13 protein-coding genes and 7 tRNA genes are annotated in these 16,672 nt (G+C 45.1%); 6 read left to right on the forward strand and 14 right to left on the reverse strand.

Annotated elements, in window-relative coordinates:
- Positions 1 to 51 precede the first annotated feature (51 nt).
- The gene (locus tag strainIA91_RS05400) at positions 52 to 732 is read left to right on the forward strand and encodes a Crp/Fnr family transcriptional regulator (protein WP_400168107.1); all 681 of its coding nucleotides are present in this window, start codon (positions 52 to 54) and stop codon (positions 730 to 732) included.
- Here the strand turns inward: strainIA91_RS05400 and strainIA91_RS05405 are convergent, their stop codons facing one another.
- The 14 genes from strainIA91_RS05405 to strainIA91_RS05470 all read right to left on the reverse strand — a co-directional run bounded on the left by strainIA91_RS05405 (position 733) and on the right by strainIA91_RS05470 (position 11,920).
- Positions 733 to 2,553 (reverse strand): lysophospholipid acyltransferase family protein, encoded by a 1,821-nt coding sequence (locus strainIA91_RS05405; protein WP_400168108.1) that lies wholly within the window; start codon positions 2,551 to 2,553, stop codon positions 733 to 735.
- A gap of 190 nt (positions 2,554 to 2,743) precedes the next feature.
- A complete protein-coding gene (locus tag strainIA91_RS05410; RefSeq protein WP_400168109.1) occupies positions 2,744 to 3,274 on the reverse strand; it encodes an LptE family protein in 531 nt (176 codons plus the stop codon).
- A complete protein-coding gene (locus strainIA91_RS05415; RefSeq protein ID WP_400168110.1) occupies positions 3,258 to 4,433 on the reverse strand; it encodes a sigma-54 interaction domain-containing protein in 1,176 nt (391 codons plus the stop codon). Before strainIA91_RS05415 ends, strainIA91_RS05410 begins: the two co-directional genes overlap by 17 nt.
- Position 4,434: 1 nt before the next feature.
- Positions 4,435 to 6,435, reverse strand: coding sequence for an excinuclease ABC subunit UvrB (gene uvrB, locus strainIA91_RS05420; protein ID WP_400168111.1), 2,001 nt, complete (start codon positions 6,433 to 6,435; stop codon positions 4,435 to 4,437).
- Between the two features lie 586 nt (positions 6,436 to 7,021).
- Positions 7,022 to 7,103 (reverse strand) — tRNA-Ser (locus strainIA91_RS05425).
- A 66-nt stretch (positions 7,104 to 7,169) separates the two neighbouring features.
- A complete protein-coding gene (locus tag strainIA91_RS05430) occupies positions 7,170 to 9,572 on the reverse strand; it encodes a DEAD/DEAH box helicase (protein WP_400168112.1) in 2,403 nt (800 codons plus the stop codon).
- Position 9,573: 1 nt separating this feature from the next.
- A complete protein-coding gene (locus tag strainIA91_RS05435; protein WP_400168113.1) occupies positions 9,574 to 10,863 on the reverse strand; it encodes a ribonuclease H-like domain-containing protein in 1,290 nt (429 codons plus the stop codon).
- Between the two features lie 33 nt (positions 10,864 to 10,896).
- Positions 10,897 to 11,172, reverse strand: a complete 276-nt coding sequence (locus tag strainIA91_RS05440; RefSeq protein ID WP_400168114.1) for a GIY-YIG nuclease family protein — start codon at positions 11,170 to 11,172, stop codon at positions 10,897 to 10,899.
- A gap of 2 nt (positions 11,173 to 11,174) precedes the next feature.
- Positions 11,175 to 11,249 (reverse strand) — tRNA-Pro (locus strainIA91_RS05445).
- Positions 11,250 to 11,392: 143 nt separating this feature from the next.
- Positions 11,393 to 11,472 (reverse strand) — tRNA-OTHER (locus tag strainIA91_RS05450).
- Between the two features lie 32 nt (positions 11,473 to 11,504).
- Positions 11,505 to 11,584, reverse strand: a tRNA-OTHER gene (locus strainIA91_RS05455).
- Between the two features lie 32 nt (positions 11,585 to 11,616).
- Positions 11,617 to 11,696 (reverse strand) — tRNA-OTHER (locus strainIA91_RS05460).
- Positions 11,697 to 11,728: 32 nt separating this feature from the next.
- Positions 11,729 to 11,808: transfer RNA gene (locus strainIA91_RS05465), tRNA-OTHER, on the reverse strand.
- A 32-nt stretch (positions 11,809 to 11,840) separates the two neighbouring features.
- Positions 11,841 to 11,920, reverse strand: a tRNA-OTHER gene (locus strainIA91_RS05470).
- Positions 11,921 to 12,036: 116 nt separating this feature from the next.
- Between strainIA91_RS05470 and rlmN the strand changes: the two genes are divergently transcribed.
- The 5 genes from rlmN to strainIA91_RS05495 are packed head-to-tail and all read left to right on the forward strand — an operon-like array spanning position 12,037 to position 16,670.
- Positions 12,037 to 13,107, forward strand: coding sequence for a 23S rRNA (adenine(2503)-C(2))-methyltransferase RlmN (rlmN, locus tag strainIA91_RS05475; protein WP_400168115.1), 1,071 nt, complete (start codon positions 12,037 to 12,039; stop codon positions 13,105 to 13,107).
- A complete protein-coding gene (locus strainIA91_RS05480) occupies positions 13,079 to 13,852 on the forward strand; it encodes a purine-nucleoside phosphorylase (RefSeq protein WP_400168116.1) in 774 nt (257 codons plus the stop codon). Before rlmN ends, strainIA91_RS05480 begins: the two co-directional genes overlap by 29 nt.
- Positions 13,853 to 13,864: 12 nt before the next feature.
- Positions 13,865 to 15,955: a pullulanase gene (locus strainIA91_RS05485; protein ID WP_400168117.1), complete on the forward strand. Its 2,091-nt coding sequence runs from the start codon at positions 13,865 to 13,867 to the stop codon at positions 15,953 to 15,955.
- Positions 15,955 to 16,413 (forward strand): DUF523 domain-containing protein, encoded by a 459-nt coding sequence (locus tag strainIA91_RS05490; RefSeq protein ID WP_400168118.1) that lies wholly within the window; start codon positions 15,955 to 15,957, stop codon positions 16,411 to 16,413. The genes strainIA91_RS05485 and strainIA91_RS05490 overlap by 1 nt, the downstream gene beginning before the upstream one ends.
- Complete coding sequence (locus tag strainIA91_RS05495) at positions 16,413 to 16,670, forward strand: glutaredoxin family protein (RefSeq protein WP_400168119.1); 258 nt, start codon at positions 16,413 to 16,415, stop codon at positions 16,668 to 16,670. The genes strainIA91_RS05490 and strainIA91_RS05495 overlap by 1 nt, the downstream gene beginning before the upstream one ends.
- Positions 16,671 to 16,672 lie beyond the last annotated feature (2 nt).

A 16,672-nucleotide genomic window follows, 5' to 3' on the forward strand; every position in this document is an offset into this window, starting at 1 on the left:
TAAAAATATACTGGTAATTCCAAATCAAATGATGTAACATAAGTTACAAAAATGGAAAATATCTACCAAAAATTGAGAAAAATTTCTCTTTTTAGCTTTTTTGATGAACAGGCTTTATCTGAATTGTTACCGGAAGACCGAATGTATGTCCGGCATTATATATCCGGCAATGTTATTGCTTTTTCTGATGATCCCGTCGAGTCACTGTATTGTCTGACCCAGGGGGAATGCCGGGGAGAAATGCTTGATTTTTCCGGACGTTCTTTCACCGTGGAAGCCATTTATGCACCGGATACGGTGGCATCCGCTTTTTTATTCGCCACAGAAAATCGTTTTCCCGTCAATGTGGTGGCTGTAACATCCTGTGAAATTGTTCTGATTCCCAGAGATTTTATTTTTATGCTCATTGCTCAGAATCCGGAATTTATCCGCATGATCATTCGGGATATCACAGACAGGACCGTTTTTCTGGCGAAGAAGATACAAATGTTGTCTTTCCGGACTATCCGACAGAAACTGGTCCGGTATCTTCTGTCACTGCGAAAGAATCAGTCACTGAATGTCCATGTGCCTGTCACCCGCGAAGCCATGGCAGATCTCTTTAATGTGGAAAGACCTTCTGTATCCCGTGTCTTGTCGGAATTAAACCGCGAAGGATTGATAGTCGTAAAAGGGAGGACTATCGAACTGAAAAATCTTCAAAAACTGAATGAAATTCTGATTGATGTTTAGTCAGCTTTGATGAAATTTAATATAGGATTCATACCCTTCCGGTGACATGTACCATTTTAATATGTCCCGATCCGTGGACGGAAGGTTTACATAGATCAGTCCATCCAGACAATAGTTAAAATCGGGATCCACATTAAAAGATAGAATTTTTCCACCCAGTTTCAGATACTGTTTGATCAAAACGGGAATGCCGTCAATCTGATGCTCGATGTCGGATATGAGTGACGAAAGTTCTTCCGGTGTTTTTATCAGATGTTGTGACGGGATTTTATCCCACACCTTCATAGATTTGTGCTTAAATGGATTCCGGGGGCGAACATACCGGGCCAGTTCTTTATCCATATAGTGATCTTTCAGGAAATTGACCAATATTTGCCGGGATGCGGCGTTATAATCTCCCGTGATGCTTACTGGACCGAAGAGATTTGCATAGTGTGGATTCCGCACAATAAACAGACTGATACCTTTCCATAGAAGCAGGAGGGGGGCATATTTCTTCTGGTATTCTTTCCGGATAAAAGACCTGCCCAATTCAAGTGACGGCCCCATTTTATCAAAAATTTCTGCTTTATACCGGAATAATGTGCTTGTATAGAGTCCGGAAGTACCATATTTGCGAATTATTTCGTCCGTCGGCCCCAGGCGGTATGCACCTACAATCTCTTTTTTGACATGATTCCAAACGATCAAATGGTAATAATATTCGTCAAAAATATCCAAATCCAGGCTTTTTCCCGTCCCTTCGCCGACATCCCGGAATGTTATTTCTCTCAAACGCCCTAGTTCCCGGACAGAATAAGGGATATCATCAACTTTGGCATAGATTACGCTGTATTCTCTGTTTTTCAAAAGCTCCTGTCCAGGGGGCAGCGATTCGATTTCTTCTGTCAAAACGCCTCTATCAAACCGTTCTGGGATTTCTTCCAATGGATTTTCTTTCAAGGTGTTTTGCTGTTTCTGATCTTCTGTGGACAAGGGTCTGTATTGGAGGACATAGGTTTTAAGGCGGAGATAGTTCAAGAGATCTTTTGGATTGGTATATCCCTGATATCGCTTTGGTTGAATGGAATCACCCACTTTTACAATGATGTGTTTATTTTTTGTCTTCAGGAATTCCCTTGGATACATGAACATACGCAAATTTTGATTAAACATACCGGCCAGTAGAAATGTCAGGCTGTTTCTTCCTTCAAAATAGACGGGGATTAAAGGGACAGAAGCCAATTTAATCAGACGGGCTGTGTTTTCAATCCATCCGGGATCTGTGATATCCTGATGGCGCACACGAAATTGTGATACTGCCCCGGAAGGAAATAACACAAGACCGCCGCCTCGCTTCAACCATTGCAGACCATGACGTACTGCTTTTATATTCATGTATTTTGATTCCGGAGACCGGTGTGTATCTACCAGTATCAGACGGTCCCGAATATCCGGAATGTATTTGATCTCTTTCTGGGCAATAAATTTGACATCCTGCCGGATTCTGTAAATTAAATCCATCAGAATGAGTCCGTCCAAAACCCCAAAGGGATGGTTGGCAATGATGATAAACGGGCCCTTTTCCGGAATGTTATGGAGCGTTTTTGCATCGGAAACTGCATAGGTGATGTTCATGTTTTTCAGTACACAGGCTTCGAATGTTTCATGATCCGGACGGTTTCGGAGTTTTGAATACAAATCATTCAAACGCCCAAAAGCAAACAGATGTTCTAAAAGAGGATTGGCCAGATGAATTATCTGATCTTTCCATCTGCGTCGTGAATGAAAATTAACCCTGAATGGATCTTCTGTGTGATGTGTGTCTGTTTTTTTCGTCATCAATAAATGTTGATTTTATTCTTAAATTATACGGTTCTGACAGATTTTTACCAACAGTTAATTCCTGCCTGGTAAAGATTTGTTTTGAATCTCCGGGTTTACGATAGCCTGAAAATAGCAAGTGTCATGATTTGAAAATACACCACAATGCGTTGTATATCAATAACAAACAGTTGACAACTAAAGTTTACTACCAATCCGACGTGAGCTTTTCAATCAGATCCTGCGAGATTTTTCCAAGGACATCTTCAATGGCATCCTCCCGGACTATCTGATCACCGGGGGATAATTGATTGTTATAGTTGTCACTGTAATAGATGCTCCATTGAGATAATGTTCCAGACATTAGTTCCCGTTCTTCCGGTGTGGCAATCCACTCAAACTGAAGGGTCAGAGATACTTTATACTCTTTTACCGTCTCTGTTTCATCAAAAGTATGGGGGTCATCAGAAATGCGTGTAATGCGGGTTCGTATTACGGAGTGGGCAGAATGGGGTTCAGCCAGGGGCAGGATATTTTCAGATAAAATCCTGGAAATCAGAACAGAAGTCAGTTCTTGTCCTAACCCGAATTCAGCGGTTTCGTTTAGGACATCTTCTACGGCAATGCTTTTTATTCCAGGGGGAATGGTTCCGGGACGCACCGAGTAAATGCCACATCCCGTGAATAAAAGATGTGTCAGTATGAATATGAAAACAGTGTATTTAGCTTTGAATATCATACTCTTTCAACTTTCTGTATAGTGTCCGTTCGCTGATTTGCAGGGCCTGGGCTGTTTTTCGCTTGGATCCGTGATATTTATCCAGTGTCTGTTCTATGAGTCCTTTTTCCATATCCCGGATGGATTTATCCTCTACAGTTAAAATTTCTCCTGCCTGGATAGGCTCTTTGTCGTACCGGTTCAGTCGCTGGGGGATTTCATCCAGTGATACCTGCCCTTTTTCCAGCATTTGATAATTCTGTCTCAACATGTTTTTGATTTCATCCACATCCTGTCGGAGAAGAAAGAGTTGGCGGAGTATTAATTCACGTTCCATTTTATCCACATCTTTATCCATGCGGACCGGAAACCGGGTATCAAAATGTCCGCTTTCGATGAATCCTGCATGTTTCCTGAGATATTCACGGACCGTTTCTGCCTGGATGATATGGGATTTCTCCAGGACAAAGACAGAGTGAATAAAATTCCGCAATTCCCGGATATTTCCCTGCCAGTTTAAAGATTCCAGGATTTTCATGGCTGAGGGAGTAATCGGTTTGTATTGCAGATTGTTCCGGTCGGCATATTCAATCATAAAATGTTCCGCCAGCATGGGGATATCCTCCCGGCGATCCCTTAACGCGGGCAGGTGAATCGATATGGTTTTCAACCGGTAATAGAGATCTTTTCTAAAATCCCCTTCCATTACCTGTTCTTTCAGATCTTTATTGGTGGCGGCCAGAATACGGACATCAACTTTTTGGGGAATGCTTTCGCCGACACGGATAATTTCCCCTGATTCAAGGACACGGAGAAGTTTTACCTGGGTTTCCAGAGGCAATTCACCAATTTCATCGAGAAAAATCGTTCCCTGGTTGGCTGCCTCAAAAAAACCTTTCCGGTCTTCCGTGGCACCGGTAAAACTTCCCTTTTTATGGCCAAAAAGTTCGCTTTCAATGGTTCCTGAAGGGATGGCTCCGCAATTGACCACTATGTACGGCCGGTTTTTACGGTGGCTTAAGCGATGAATCGCCTGGGCAACCAGTTCCTTTCCGGTTCCGCTTTCCCCGCTGATAAGTATGCTGATGTCTGTAGGTGCCACCTGTTCAATAGAACTGATGACCTCTTTGATGGCATCGGATTTGCCAATGATCCCGTATTTTTGTTCAATTTCAATCATATTATTTCTTCAAAGCCCGTTTTAAGACCACGATTTGATCCCTGAGTTTTGCCGCCAGTTCAAATTCCAGGTTCTCAGCCGCTTGATTCATCTCGTTGGTCAATTCGTCAATATGCTTCAGAATGTCCAGTTTCGACAATGCCGCTGCATCTTTTTCAATCTTGTAGCGTGCCTGCTTCTCTTTGACATGGGAGTAGTCTGCAATGGATGTACTCAGGCGGACAGCATCCTGGGTTTTATAAATTGTGACTGGTGTAATATCATGAATCCGGTTGTATTCCTTTTGGACCTTCCGCCGGCGGTTGGTTTCATCAATGACTGTTTTCATGGCATCGCTGATACGGTCTGCATAAAAAATCACCTTGCCATTCACATTCCGGCTGGCCCGGCCGGCAATCTGAAACAATGAACGTTCAGAACGTAAAAATCCCTGTTTATCTGCATCCAGGATAGCCACCAGTGAAACTTCCGGCAAATCCAGTCCTTCCCGGAGAAGATTTATTCCTACCAGTACATCAAATTCACCCAGTCGCAGATCCCGGAGGATGGAGATTCGTTCAAGGCTATCGATTTCCGAATGGAGATACCGGGTATTGACCTGGACATTTTTCAGGTAATCTGCCAGGTTTTCGGACATTTTCTTCGTTAACGTGGTGATCAGAACCCGTTCTTTTCGGCTGGTTCGTTTTTTTATTTCATCTATCAAATCATCAATTTGGTTTTCTGTGGGACGGACTTCGATTTCCGGATCCAGGAGTCCGGTAGGACGTATGATCTGTTCGGTAAAAACGCCTTCTGTTTTCTCCATTTCATAATCGGCCGGTGTGGCGCTGACAAAGATTGCCTGATGGATCATCTCTTCAAATTCTTCAAATTTCATGGGTCGGTTATCCAGGGCGCTGGGAAGGCGGAAGCCGTATTCCACCAGTACTTCTTTTCGGGAACGGTCTCCGTTGTACATGGCGCGGATCTGGGGGATGGTAGCATGGGATTCATCGATAAAAAGGAGATAATCCTCCGGGAAAAAATCCATGAGGGTATAGGGACGTTCTCCCGGTTTGCGCCGGGTTAGATGACGGCTGTAATTCTCTATTCCCGAACAGTATCCCAGTTCCTGCATCATCTCCATGTCGTAGTTTACCCGCTGTTCCAAACGTTGGGCTTCTACCAGTTTGCCGTTTTGCCGGAGCTCTGTCAGCCGTTCGGAAAGTTCATTCCGGATATCCCCTAATGCAATTTTCATGGTCTCTTCGTTGGTGATAAAATGCCGGGCCGGATAGATGATGATCCAGTCTGAACTGCCCTGAACCTTCCCGGTTATAGGGTCAATAAAGGTAATGCTGTCCAGTTCGTCTCCCCAGAATTCAAGCCTGACCGGATTGTCGTTGTATGCCGGATAGATATCCATCACATCGCCCCGGATCCGGAAAGTTCCCCGGGAAAAACTCATATCGTTCCGGACATAATGGATGGCAATGAGCTTTTTAAGCAGCTCATCACGGGGATAGATGTTTCCTTTCTGGAGGAGAATAATCTGATCTTTATATTCTGTGGGAGATCCCAGGCCGTATATACACGAGACCGATGCCACCACAATCACATCACGGCGTGACAGGAGGGAGGCAGTGGCTTTCAGACGGAGTTTTTCAATTTCGTCGTTGATATCCGAATCTTTTTCAATATAGGTGTCCGTCACCGGAAGATATGCTTCAGGCTGATAGTAATCGTAATAACTGATAAAATATTCCACTGCATTTTCCGGGAAAAAACTCTTGAATTCCCCGTAAAGCTGAGCAGCCAGGGTTTTATTGTGAGAAATGATCAACGTGGGCCGCTGGACCTTTTCAATGACCTTCGCCATGGTAAAGGTCTTGCCTGAACCGGTAATACCCAATAGGGTTTGAAATTTCTCCCCACGTTTTAATCCATCCACCAGGGATTGAATGGCCTCCGGCTGATCCCCCGTCGGCTTAAACTGTGATTTGACTTTGAGTTGTGTCATATTGTCAAGAATATATGACATTTAGTGGAAGAATGGAAGAGGGGATGATTGAGTAGCGAGGGTCGAGTATCGAGTAGCGAGGTTCGAGTATTGAGTAGCGAGGGTCGAGTATCGAGTAGCGAGGTTCGAGGTTGGGGTCTTCATTGACCCGTTTACCAGATTCATCATTCTTCATTCAATTTAAAATAGTTATTATAATACTTCCTTAGATACCATTAAAAAGGGACTTTTTTGGCCTCACCGTCTACTGACGCACCCAGCCAGTCCCAGTCCCTAATCCCCAGTCCCTAATTTCCAGTCCCCAATTAACGCACTAAATCAATCTCAAAACTCATAACTTGGACTCACTACTCATTACTCATAACTCTTCACTCATCGGGATAAACTTCTCGTCCCTCAGATTTAGCTATTCGCATATGTTTTAAAAGATAAATTATATTCACATTACCGAATTATGTTGATGCGGAGGATGAGGGACTTCCCGATCCGCTTCGCTTCTCGGGATAAACTTCTCGTCCCTCAGATTTAGCTATTCGCATATGTTTTAAAAGATAAATTATATTCACATTACCGAATTATATTGATGCGGAGGATGAGGGACTCGAACCCCCAAGCCCAGAGGGCGGCGGTTTTCAAGACCGCTGACTTACCAATTAGCCTAATCCTCCCAAAAGCCCGATAGTTTACTGCAGACGGGGGTTTTTTTCAACAGGTTTTTATATGGTTATGACAGATCAGGATTCCCGTTCCAATAAAATGGATAATATATCGAGGGCGATTTCTTTGGTGTTGATACCCACTTCATTTGACGGGCCGACACAGGAGGGACACCCATTGTGACATGAGCAGTTTTGGATGAGGGACCAGCTTTCCCGGATGAGTTTTTCATGGGCATCATAGAGTAGGGGACTGAATCCGATGCCTCCTGGATAATTGTCGTAGATAAAGAGTGTGGGTTGAAAGTTTTCCAGATCCTCCGGGTTGAGTTTTTCTGACTTTTTGTTTTCATCCGGGGCAGAATAGATACCCCGTTCTGTAATGGTGTTCATGGCGAACCATTCCGAGCTTTTGTCCCCTACAGCTTTATGAATATCATGGGGTTCACTCATGATGTGCAGGGTGGCAACGGAGTGTAGGGCTTTACTGATTCCCAACAAGCCATCCACTATATCCGCCCTGCTTCGGGGCAGACGCTCAATCGCGTGATTGGGGATGGTAAACCAATAAGCTGTGGTGGCCATTTCCAGATCCGGCAGGTTGATTTTTCCATATCCTGTATTTTCACTGGTGTAAAACCGGATTTTCTTGAATCCCACCGCCCGGGTCATGACCTGAACTTCGCCCTGGAAAACCTCGGCATTCCGGGTATGGCGCGCTTCGTCTTCACTTAATACTTTCACTTTGGTGTAATCAATGGAATCGGTGTAATAATCCGAATCGGTGGGACGAACCAACGCCTTTCGGCCGTCCCAGTCCAGCTTGTCTACAATGTACTGTTGTCCGGACGCCAGATAGATGGCATCGGGATATATGGTAAGAATCGCAGCGCTGTAATCCACTTCACCGATGATTTTGTGATTATTTTCTGTATCTACCACAACAAAATTGCCTTCAGGTGAGCGTCGGAGATTTACATTTACCGCAGGATAAGCCGTGTCGGACCAATACCAGCGACGGTTATCATAATGTAAGACGCCTCCTTTGGTCAGAAATTCCAAAATTGCCAGCAAATCGTCCGCCGGTACATTCCCAAAGGTGTCTCCTTCTTGAAAGGGGAGTTCAAAGGCGGCACATTTAATATGATCTACCAATAGCATGACATTGTCCGGATTCATCCGGGCATGTTCCGGGGACTGTCCGAAAAAGTAACCGGGGTTTTGCATCAGGAACTGATCCAGGGGATCGGACCGGCCGATAAATATGCCGATGGCGGATTTTCCCCGGCGTCCTGCCCGGCCGATCTGCTGCCAGGTGCTGGATATACTTCCTGGATATCCTGCCAGAATCGCCGCGTCCAGACTCCCGATGTCAATCCCCAGTTCCAGGGCGTTTGTGGATACAACCCCACGTATCTGTCCGCTCCGGATGCCCTTTTCTATCTCCCGGCGCCGGTTGGGCAGATATCCCCCCCGGTAACCGGCAATCATTTCCGGCCGGCTCATGGATTCCCGATCTGAATCAAAGGTGTCCTTGAGATATTTTGTCAATACTTCCACATTCAGACGTGAAAGGGCAAAAATAAGGGTCTGTACATCCTTCCGAATGAGAAATTCTGCCAGGTACCGGGCTTGTTTGAGGTAACTGGCACGGATGCCCAGCTCTTTGTTGATGATAGGTGGATTATAAAAAATAAGCGTTTTGGAACTTACCGGTGCACCGGAGCGGTCAATGACGGTGATCTGATCCTCAATCAAGCGGCTTGCGTGCTCACCTGGATTGGCTATTGTGGCAGAGCAAAGAATGAAAAGGGGATTCGAACGGTAAAACCGGCAAATTCGTTTCAACCTACGGATGACATTGGTCATGTGGGATCCGAAAACACCCCGGTAAATATGCATTTCATCGATAACCACGATATCCAGATTCTGAAAAAACTGCATCCATTTTGTGTGATGGGGCAAAATGCCCTGATGGAGCATGTCCGGATTTGTGACAACGATATTACCCTGTTTCCGGATCGCGGCCCGGGCGCTGGAGGGCGTATCCCCGTCAAAGGTGTAAACCTTGATATCCCGTTCCAAAGCCGTGATCAGTTCATGAAGCTCCGTCATCTGATCCTGACTCAATGCCTTGGTGGGGAAGAGGTACAAGGCCTTTGCTTTTGGGTTCTCTATGATTTTTTGTAAGACCGGAAGGTTGTATGTGAGAGTTTTTCCGGAAGCAGTGGGGGTAACCACGGTGATGTTTTTACCGGCAGTGGTCTGTTCCCAGGCTTCTGCCTGGTGGGAATAAAGACGCTGAATACCCCGGGACCGAAGAATACGGGTAATATCGGGGTGAAGATCTTCCGGAAAGTCCCGATAATCACCTTCATTCCCTTCAATATGGTGAATATGCACAATATTGGGACTAAACTGCCCTGATTGGGTGAGGATTGTTTCCACCGTTTCTTTCTCTTTAGAGTACAGATCATTCATCTTATTTTCCTGCTTCGAGTTTACGTATTATCCGTGATAGCCTGTATTCCAGAGATTCAATTTCTGTCCTGCGACGGAAAGGAATGTTTGCCAGTGCTTCTTCAACAATTTGCCGGGCTGTTTCATAGTTTTTTTCTCTGTGTTCATGGTAAATTGCACGTTCCACATACGCTTCGTATGAAAAAGGGTATTGGGAATGACAGGCTTCTGTCCAGGCTTCCAGAGCCTCACGCCACATCCCTTGTTTTTTATGAATAGACGCCAGTTCCAGAAGGGTTTTCTGACGGCGCTGCAGTGAGATGTCGGATTTCAAAACAAAGCGGTAATGGGCAACACTCCGTTCAAAATCCAACCGATTCCTGAATAGCCGACCCTTTGCATAGTCATCCAGAGGGTTTTCTTCCGCCTGCACCCGTTCATGGCTCTCCAGGATGCGTATGAGGATGGCCAGCATGGTGATAATATCCCACCTGTTGTGGATAAAAACCTTGGCCAGAAGATCCACACGGTTCAGACGCATATATTCAAAATAGACACCGGGAATCATTTCACCTGGAATGTCCTCATCCCGGATATACCCCAGCTTATCCCGTTCAAGACTTGTCAGTTTGCAATTCTCCTGAGAGAATTTCCACAAATTCCGGCTGTGATGAAGCAAATCAGCATGAGGTATTTCCGGATCCAGGGGGGGCAGATGATTCATGACAAAACGGGTGTTAAGAAGGGGAATATCATAGATTTTTCCATTGAAGGTCACGAGGGTATGAAAATTATTGAGCAGATCACGGATCAGTTCCAACATCCCTTCCTCATGACTCAGACGGGAGATAAAGTACTGATACACATGGAATAAGCCATTTTTGATAAAGCCAAGACCAATCATAAATGCCACCGTTCCCGATCCGCCGCTGAGTCCGGTCGTCTCCGTATCTACAAAGATGAGAGATTCCCATGATGGAGGTATTGGCGTGCAAAAAGTATCGGAAAATGATGGTTTATCAATAGAGAAAATAGTAGAGAGATTACATTTACCATATAATTCGTTCAAATCCCATGCATATTCCGCCCGGAAAATATCACCGAAGGGTGTGTTGATCCACCGGCCTCCAACAAGCTCTTCCAGTCCGGAAGATTGCTGCTGAAGCCGTGTGTCCGGAAAATGTTTGACCTCTTTTTTGTGAGTATAAATCCGCTCAAGCTGATGTTTTACAGGACTTTCATCATCTTTGTGCTTTTTGGGGGTGGAGGAGGGGTATGACAGCTCCTGAAGTTTGTCTTTGATGCTTTTCATGAAAATAAATTTACAATGAGATTGAGAGAATATCTAATGGACACTGGAAGAAGATATTTCCTGTTTAAAATTTCTAATCAGTGTTTCGATATATTTTCGGCTTTTCATTTTTTTGATAGACCGTTCACAGGCATACGCTGCAGATTTTGAATCAAAGGCTTTATACCAAACAAGTTCCCAGGGTCCCCTATTGCTGGTATAGGATATTTTATGATCGTGGTGCCGCTTAAGCCGTTCTTCAAGATCGGATGTATAGCCAACATAATATCGATCGACTTTTTTACTATAAAGGATGTACGTATAGTACATAGTCGGGGTGAGAAGATTTGAACTTCCGACCTCGTCGTCCCGAACGACGCGCGCTAACCGGACTGCGCTACACCCCGAGCACAAAAGAGAATGTCAAAGAATTGATAAAGGAAAGCGAAAGGTTGAACTTCCGACCTTCCCGATCAGCGAAGCGATCGGGACGCGCTAACCGGACTGCGCTACACCCCGAACACAAAAGAGAATGTCAAAGAATTGATAAAGGAAAGTGAAAGGTTGAACTTCCGACCTTCCCGATCAGCGAAGCGATCGGGACGCGCTAACCGGACTGCGCTACACCCCGAGCACAAAAGAGAATGTCAAAGAATTGATAAAGGAAAGTGAAAGGTTGAACTTCCGACCTTCCCGATCAGCGAAGCGATCGGGACGCGCTAACCGGACTGCGCTACACCCCGAGCACAAAAGAGAATGTCAAAGAATTGATAAAGGAAAGTGAAAGGTTGAACTTCCGACCTTCCCGATCAGCGAAGCGATCGGGACGCGCTAACCGGACTGCGCTACACCCCGAGCACAAAAGAGAATGTCAAAGAATTGATAAAGGAAAGTGAAAGGTTGAACTTCCGACCTTCCCGATCAGCGAAGCGATCGGGACGCGCTAACCGGACTGCGCTACACCCCGAGCACAAAAGAGAATGTCAAAGAATTGATAAAGGAAAGTGAAAGGTTGAACTTCCGACCTTCCCGATCAGCGAAGCGATCGGGACGCGCTAACCGGACTGCGCTACACCCCGATGGATTCTCAAAAAGCTGTGTAATTTAATGAATCTGCAAGGGAGGAGAAACTATTTTAGTGAAAAAAGTGGAAAAGAATAGACCCTTAGCCGTGAACTCACTATCTTTCACGTTATGACAATCAAGCATTCCCTGAAAGATCTGCTTCCTGAAGAAATGGAAACATGGGCTCAGTCTAAAGGCTATCCATCCTACAAAGGGCGACAGATGGCTCAATGGATTTTCCAGAAAGGGGAAGACAATCCGGATTTCATGCACACTTTGCCCAAAACGTTTCGGGAATTGATCCATGCTGAAGGGAATCTTCACCTGACTCGTCTTATTGGTGATGGACCGAACGATTTTTCACGCGCCTTTAAATTTCTTTTTAAACTGTCTGATGGAAAAGCGGTGGAGAGTGTTTACATCCCATCGAAAAAACGCAGGACAGTGTGTGTAAGCAGTCAGGTAGGCTGTCCCCTGAACTGTACTTTTTGTCAGACAGCCCGGATGGGATTTCAACGGAATCTGACGCCCGGAGAAATTGTAGATCAGGTTTTACACATTCGCCATCTGATTCCGGAAACCATGACCAACGTGGTGTTTATGGGTATGGGAGAACCTTTTCTCAATTTTGATGCGGTGATACAGGCAGCACGGATCCTGAATCATGAATCGGGTCTCAATATTGGAGCCCGGCATATCACGGTTTCCACTGCAGGCATTGTCCCCCAAATCCTTGCCTTTGCCGAGTTGCCTTATCAGTTTAAACTGGCTGTATCCCTCAATGCCATCCGCGACGACTTAAGGCAAACGCTGATGCCGATAAACAGACAATATCCTTTGTCTGCTCTTTTGGAAGCTGTTAAATTTTACACCCGGAAAACCCATCGCAGAGTCACTTTTGAATATGTGATGATGAGGAATGTCAATATATCCCAAAGGGATGCCGATGAACTGGTAGCCCGTCTAGGTGAATTGGATTGCAAACTGAATCTGATTCCTTTCAATATGACTGAGGCTCCCTATGAAAGGCCGGCTGAAGAAGAGATACAGTTTTTTACTGACTATTTACAGCAACGAGCGTCTTTTCCGGTAATGATACGATGGAGTGACGGAGCCGACAAACAGGCAGCGTGTGGACAGTTATACACACAGATAAAACAAAAGGAAACTTATGACGGATACCCTGAAAAAATATCTTGAGACAAACCCCGTTGATTATGGAATGATTCTGGGAAGCGGACTGGGAGATGTGGCATCTGAAATCCAGGCAGAGCAGGTTTTAGCCTACGATAAAATCCCCGGTTTTCCTAAACCCACGGTGGAAGGCCATGCCGGTCAGTTTATTCTGGGAAATTGGCACGGACACCGGATATTGGCTGCCAAAGGCCGTTTTCACTATTATGAAGGCTACAGCATGGATAAAATTCTGGCAATTGTGGACTATTTTCATGCTGTCGGGATTTCTCATGTCATTGTAACCAATGCCGCAGGACTCATGAATGAAAAGTATGAAAAGGGAGTCATTCTTAGAATTGATGATTTTAAAGATTTTACCCATAAAGCTCTTGAAGCAGGTGATCTTGACCTGGCTAAAATCCGGGAGGATGAAAAAGAGGCGATTGATCGTGCCGTTTCACAATCCAATGTGTCCATTGGGCACGGAATATATGTTTGGACTACCGGGCCTTCGTATGAATCGCCTGCGGAAATACAATACTTTAAAGAACTGGGTGCCGATGTGGTGGGAATGTCCACAATGCCGGAAGTGATCCGGGCCCGCTCTTTTGGTATGAAGGTCTACCCCTTCAGTTGTGCCACCAATTATGCCGCCGGGATTAAAAAAGAAGCGCTGTATCATGAAGAAGTCACAGAGACGGCTCTGAAAGTCAGTGGAAATATAAAATCCCTGATTTCATCCCTCTTAAATGTTTTGGACAAATCATAAATTGAGGCAGTTATGAAAACAACACTCATTACTGCGTGCATGGTGATGTTATTGGGAGGATGCATGACCGAAAATGCCGTTTATCAGTCTCCGCAAAAGGTTAAACCCTTTACGGAAAAGGATTTTGACAGGCTCTACTCTGATAAAGCCCTGGGGATGAATATTGAAAATGGAAAGATGACTTTCAGACTCTTTGCTCCCCGGGCAACTCAGGTGAAAATCCTGTTCTTTAAAAAATACAATGATGAAAAACCCTATGAGACTCTCTATCTGGTTCGGGATGATCAGGGCGTGTGGGAGTATATCAGTCCCTCCAAACGCTGGGGAGATTATTATGGATACCAGGTTTCCGGACCTAAGGGTCCCGGCGAGATGTTTGATGATAACATCGTGATTGCAGATCCCTATTCCATCGCCGTTTCTACAAAAAACCATTTTACCCATGAAGGAAAATCCATCATCCTGAAAGATGATTACAATTGGGACAATGATACCTGGGTCGCTCCGGCAGATCCCCGGGATCTGATCATCTATGAAGCCCATCTCCGGGATCTGACGGCTCATTCCTCTTCAGGTGCTTCAAAACCGGGGACATATACCGGAGCCGTGGAAAAGGGTATTACAGGCGGACTGGAACACATTAAATCCCTGGGAGTGAATGCAGTGGAATTTCTTCCCCTGATGGATTTTGGAAACATTGAAATTCCCTATAAAGATAGTGTGGAAAGGAAATACAACACCTGGAATCCCTATGAACGGAATCATTGGGGATACATGACCAGTTATTTCTTTGCCCCTGAATCCTACTATGCTTCCAATCCATCCCTGAAAGAGGGAGGATACAGCGGTCATGACGGCCGGCAGGTGAAGGAAATGAAAGAAATGGTCAAAGCATTTCATAAAGAAGGAATTGCCGTCCTGATGGATGTCGTTTATAACCATGTCAGTGAATACGATTATAATCCTCTTAAGTACATCGATAAAAAATATTATTTCCGTTTGGATGAAAAGGGGGACTTTATTTCTGTCAGCGGGTGCGGGAATGATTACGCCACAGAGCGTCCCATGGCCCGCAGGCTGATTATAGACAGTGTGATATTCTGGATGAAAAAATACCATATAGATGGCTTCCGTTTCGATTTGGCAGCCATGATTGATGAAGAAACCTGTTCCATGATCCTTGAGGAAGCCCGGAAAGTGAATCCCCATGTGGTCATTATCGCCGAACCCTGGGGAGGAGGATATAAACCAGATCGTTTCAGCGAACTGGGATGGGCTTCCTGGAATGATCAGTTCCGGAATGGGATCAAGGGACAGAATCCAGATAACCGTCCCGGTTTTATTTTTGGACGATGGGATGATGGGGTAACCCGGGATAATGCCTTTCGATTTCTAACCGGGACACTAATCAATGATGGGGGACTTTTTCAGACATCCGCCCATTCGGTGAATTATCTGGCATCCCATGATGATCATACCCTGGGTGATTTTATCCGACTCTTCCTAAACTGGACTCCTCAGAATAAGAGCGTTGAAGAGTATCATCTTGTCCAGGGGGATATGCTGGCATTGAATCGACTGGCGGCTTTTACACTGGCTACATCACAGGGAATCATGATGATCCATTCGGGTCAGGAATATGCCCGCTCCAAGGTGATTGCACCCTCGGGTGTGGAGGATGCCCACGTAGGCCATATTGACCATAATTCCTATGAAAAAGATAATGAAACCAATTATATCAACTATCATACCGCATCCAAGAACAAAGAGCTGGTCTCTTATTATAGCGACCTGATGAAACTCCGTACCCGGATACCTGAACTCAGACGTACCGACCGGAAGCATCTGAAACGAAAATATTCAGAGAATGTTCAGTTAGGAATTGGTTATGATATTCATGACCCTGTTTCGGAAAAGCGGTATCTGGTCTTGCTCAACGGAGATCCGGCAAAACACGCCATGTATAAACTACCCGAGGGCACCTGGGATGTTCGGGCTAATGAGAAAAAAGTCGGATTGGATGATCCCGTACACAAAGGGATTGTCGGTCAAATTGTCCTTGATCCCCGGGGAGCTGCCTTACTGGAACAGATGAAGGATTAATGAAAGAGAAACTTCTTATTTCTGGTTGTCTGGCCGGACTTTCCTGCCGTTACGACGGTGGTTCCAAACCACATCCCCATTTGGATGATTTAAGAAAGGACTATGATCTGATTCCGGTATGTCCTGAACAAGCCGGTGGATTATCCACCCCAAGAATTCCGAATGAGTTGCAGGATTCTGCAGCTGAGATTCTTTTCGGGCGGGGAAAGGTTAAGAATCAGGCCGGTGAAGATTGTACCGAACAATTTATTCGGGGTGCAAACGAAACATTAAAAGTTGTCCGTCTGCTGGAGATAAAAAAAGCACTTTTAAAAGATGGATCTCCATCGTGTGGAAAAAACCGTGTTTATGACGGCACCTTTAGTGGGAAATCCATAACAGGCAGGGGCATTACGGCTGAAAAGCTTCATGATGAAGGGGTAGACATTTACTCAGAAGATGAAACGGATCAGTTGTGATGAAACGTCTTGAGATTTACACCGCTGAATGGTGTGCCGTATGCCTGGCACTGAAAAAGATGCTGGAGCATGAAAAGATACCCTACACTGAAATAGATGTCACACAAAGAGATAACTATAAGGAATTTCTGTATGAAAAAACCGGATACTGGGGTACGCCAGGTATTGTATTGGATGACAAGCCCCTGAAAGGTGGTTTCCCCGAACTTGCCGGACTTATAAACCGGGGATATTTCAGAGAGAAAAAGGAGGATTAAAG

This window comes from Candidatus Neomarinimicrobiota bacterium (assembly GCA_041154365.1).
In the GTDB taxonomy this organism is placed as follows: domain Bacteria; phylum Fidelibacterota; class Fidelibacteria; order Fidelibacterales; family Fidelibacteraceae; genus Fidelibacter; species Fidelibacter multiformis.

What these genes read in the sequence shown, in the direction of transcription:
- strainIA91_RS05400 (WP_400168107.1), top strand. Translation starts at nt 52, where the DNA reads ATGGAAAATATCTACCAAAAATTGAGAAAAATTTCTCTTTTTAGCTTT.
- strainIA91_RS05405 (WP_400168108.1), bottom strand. Translation starts at nt 2,553, where the DNA reads ATGACGAAAAAAACAGACACACATCACACAGAAGATCCATTCAGGGTT.
- strainIA91_RS05410 (WP_400168109.1), bottom strand. Translation starts at nt 3,274, where the DNA reads ATGATATTCAAAGCTAAATACACTGTTTTCATATTCATACTGACACAT.
- strainIA91_RS05415 (WP_400168110.1), bottom strand. Translation starts at nt 4,433, where the DNA reads ATGATTGAAATTGAACAAAAATACGGGATCATTGGCAAATCCGATGCC.
- uvrB (WP_400168111.1), bottom strand. Translation starts at nt 6,435, where the DNA reads ATGACACAACTCAAAGTCAAATCACAGTTTAAGCCGACGGGGGATCAG.
- strainIA91_RS05430 (WP_400168112.1), bottom strand. Translation starts at nt 9,572, where the DNA reads ATGAATGATCTGTACTCTAAAGAGAAAGAAACGGTGGAAACAATCCTC.
- strainIA91_RS05435 (WP_400168113.1), bottom strand. Translation starts at nt 10,863, where the DNA reads ATGAAAAGCATCAAAGACAAACTTCAGGAGCTGTCATACCCCTCCTCC.
- strainIA91_RS05440 (WP_400168114.1), bottom strand. Translation starts at nt 11,172, where the DNA reads ATGTACTATACGTACATCCTTTATAGTAAAAAAGTCGATCGATATTAT.
- rlmN (WP_400168115.1), top strand. Translation starts at nt 12,037, where the DNA reads ATGACAATCAAGCATTCCCTGAAAGATCTGCTTCCTGAAGAAATGGAA.
- strainIA91_RS05480 (WP_400168116.1), top strand. Translation starts at nt 13,079, where the DNA reads ATGACGGATACCCTGAAAAAATATCTTGAGACAAACCCCGTTGATTAT.
- strainIA91_RS05485 (WP_400168117.1), top strand. Translation starts at nt 13,865, where the DNA reads ATGAAAACAACACTCATTACTGCGTGCATGGTGATGTTATTGGGAGGA.
- strainIA91_RS05490 (WP_400168118.1), top strand. Translation starts at nt 15,955, where the DNA reads ATGAAAGAGAAACTTCTTATTTCTGGTTGTCTGGCCGGACTTTCCTGC.
- strainIA91_RS05495 (WP_400168119.1), top strand. Translation starts at nt 16,413, where the DNA reads ATGAAACGTCTTGAGATTTACACCGCTGAATGGTGTGCCGTATGCCTG.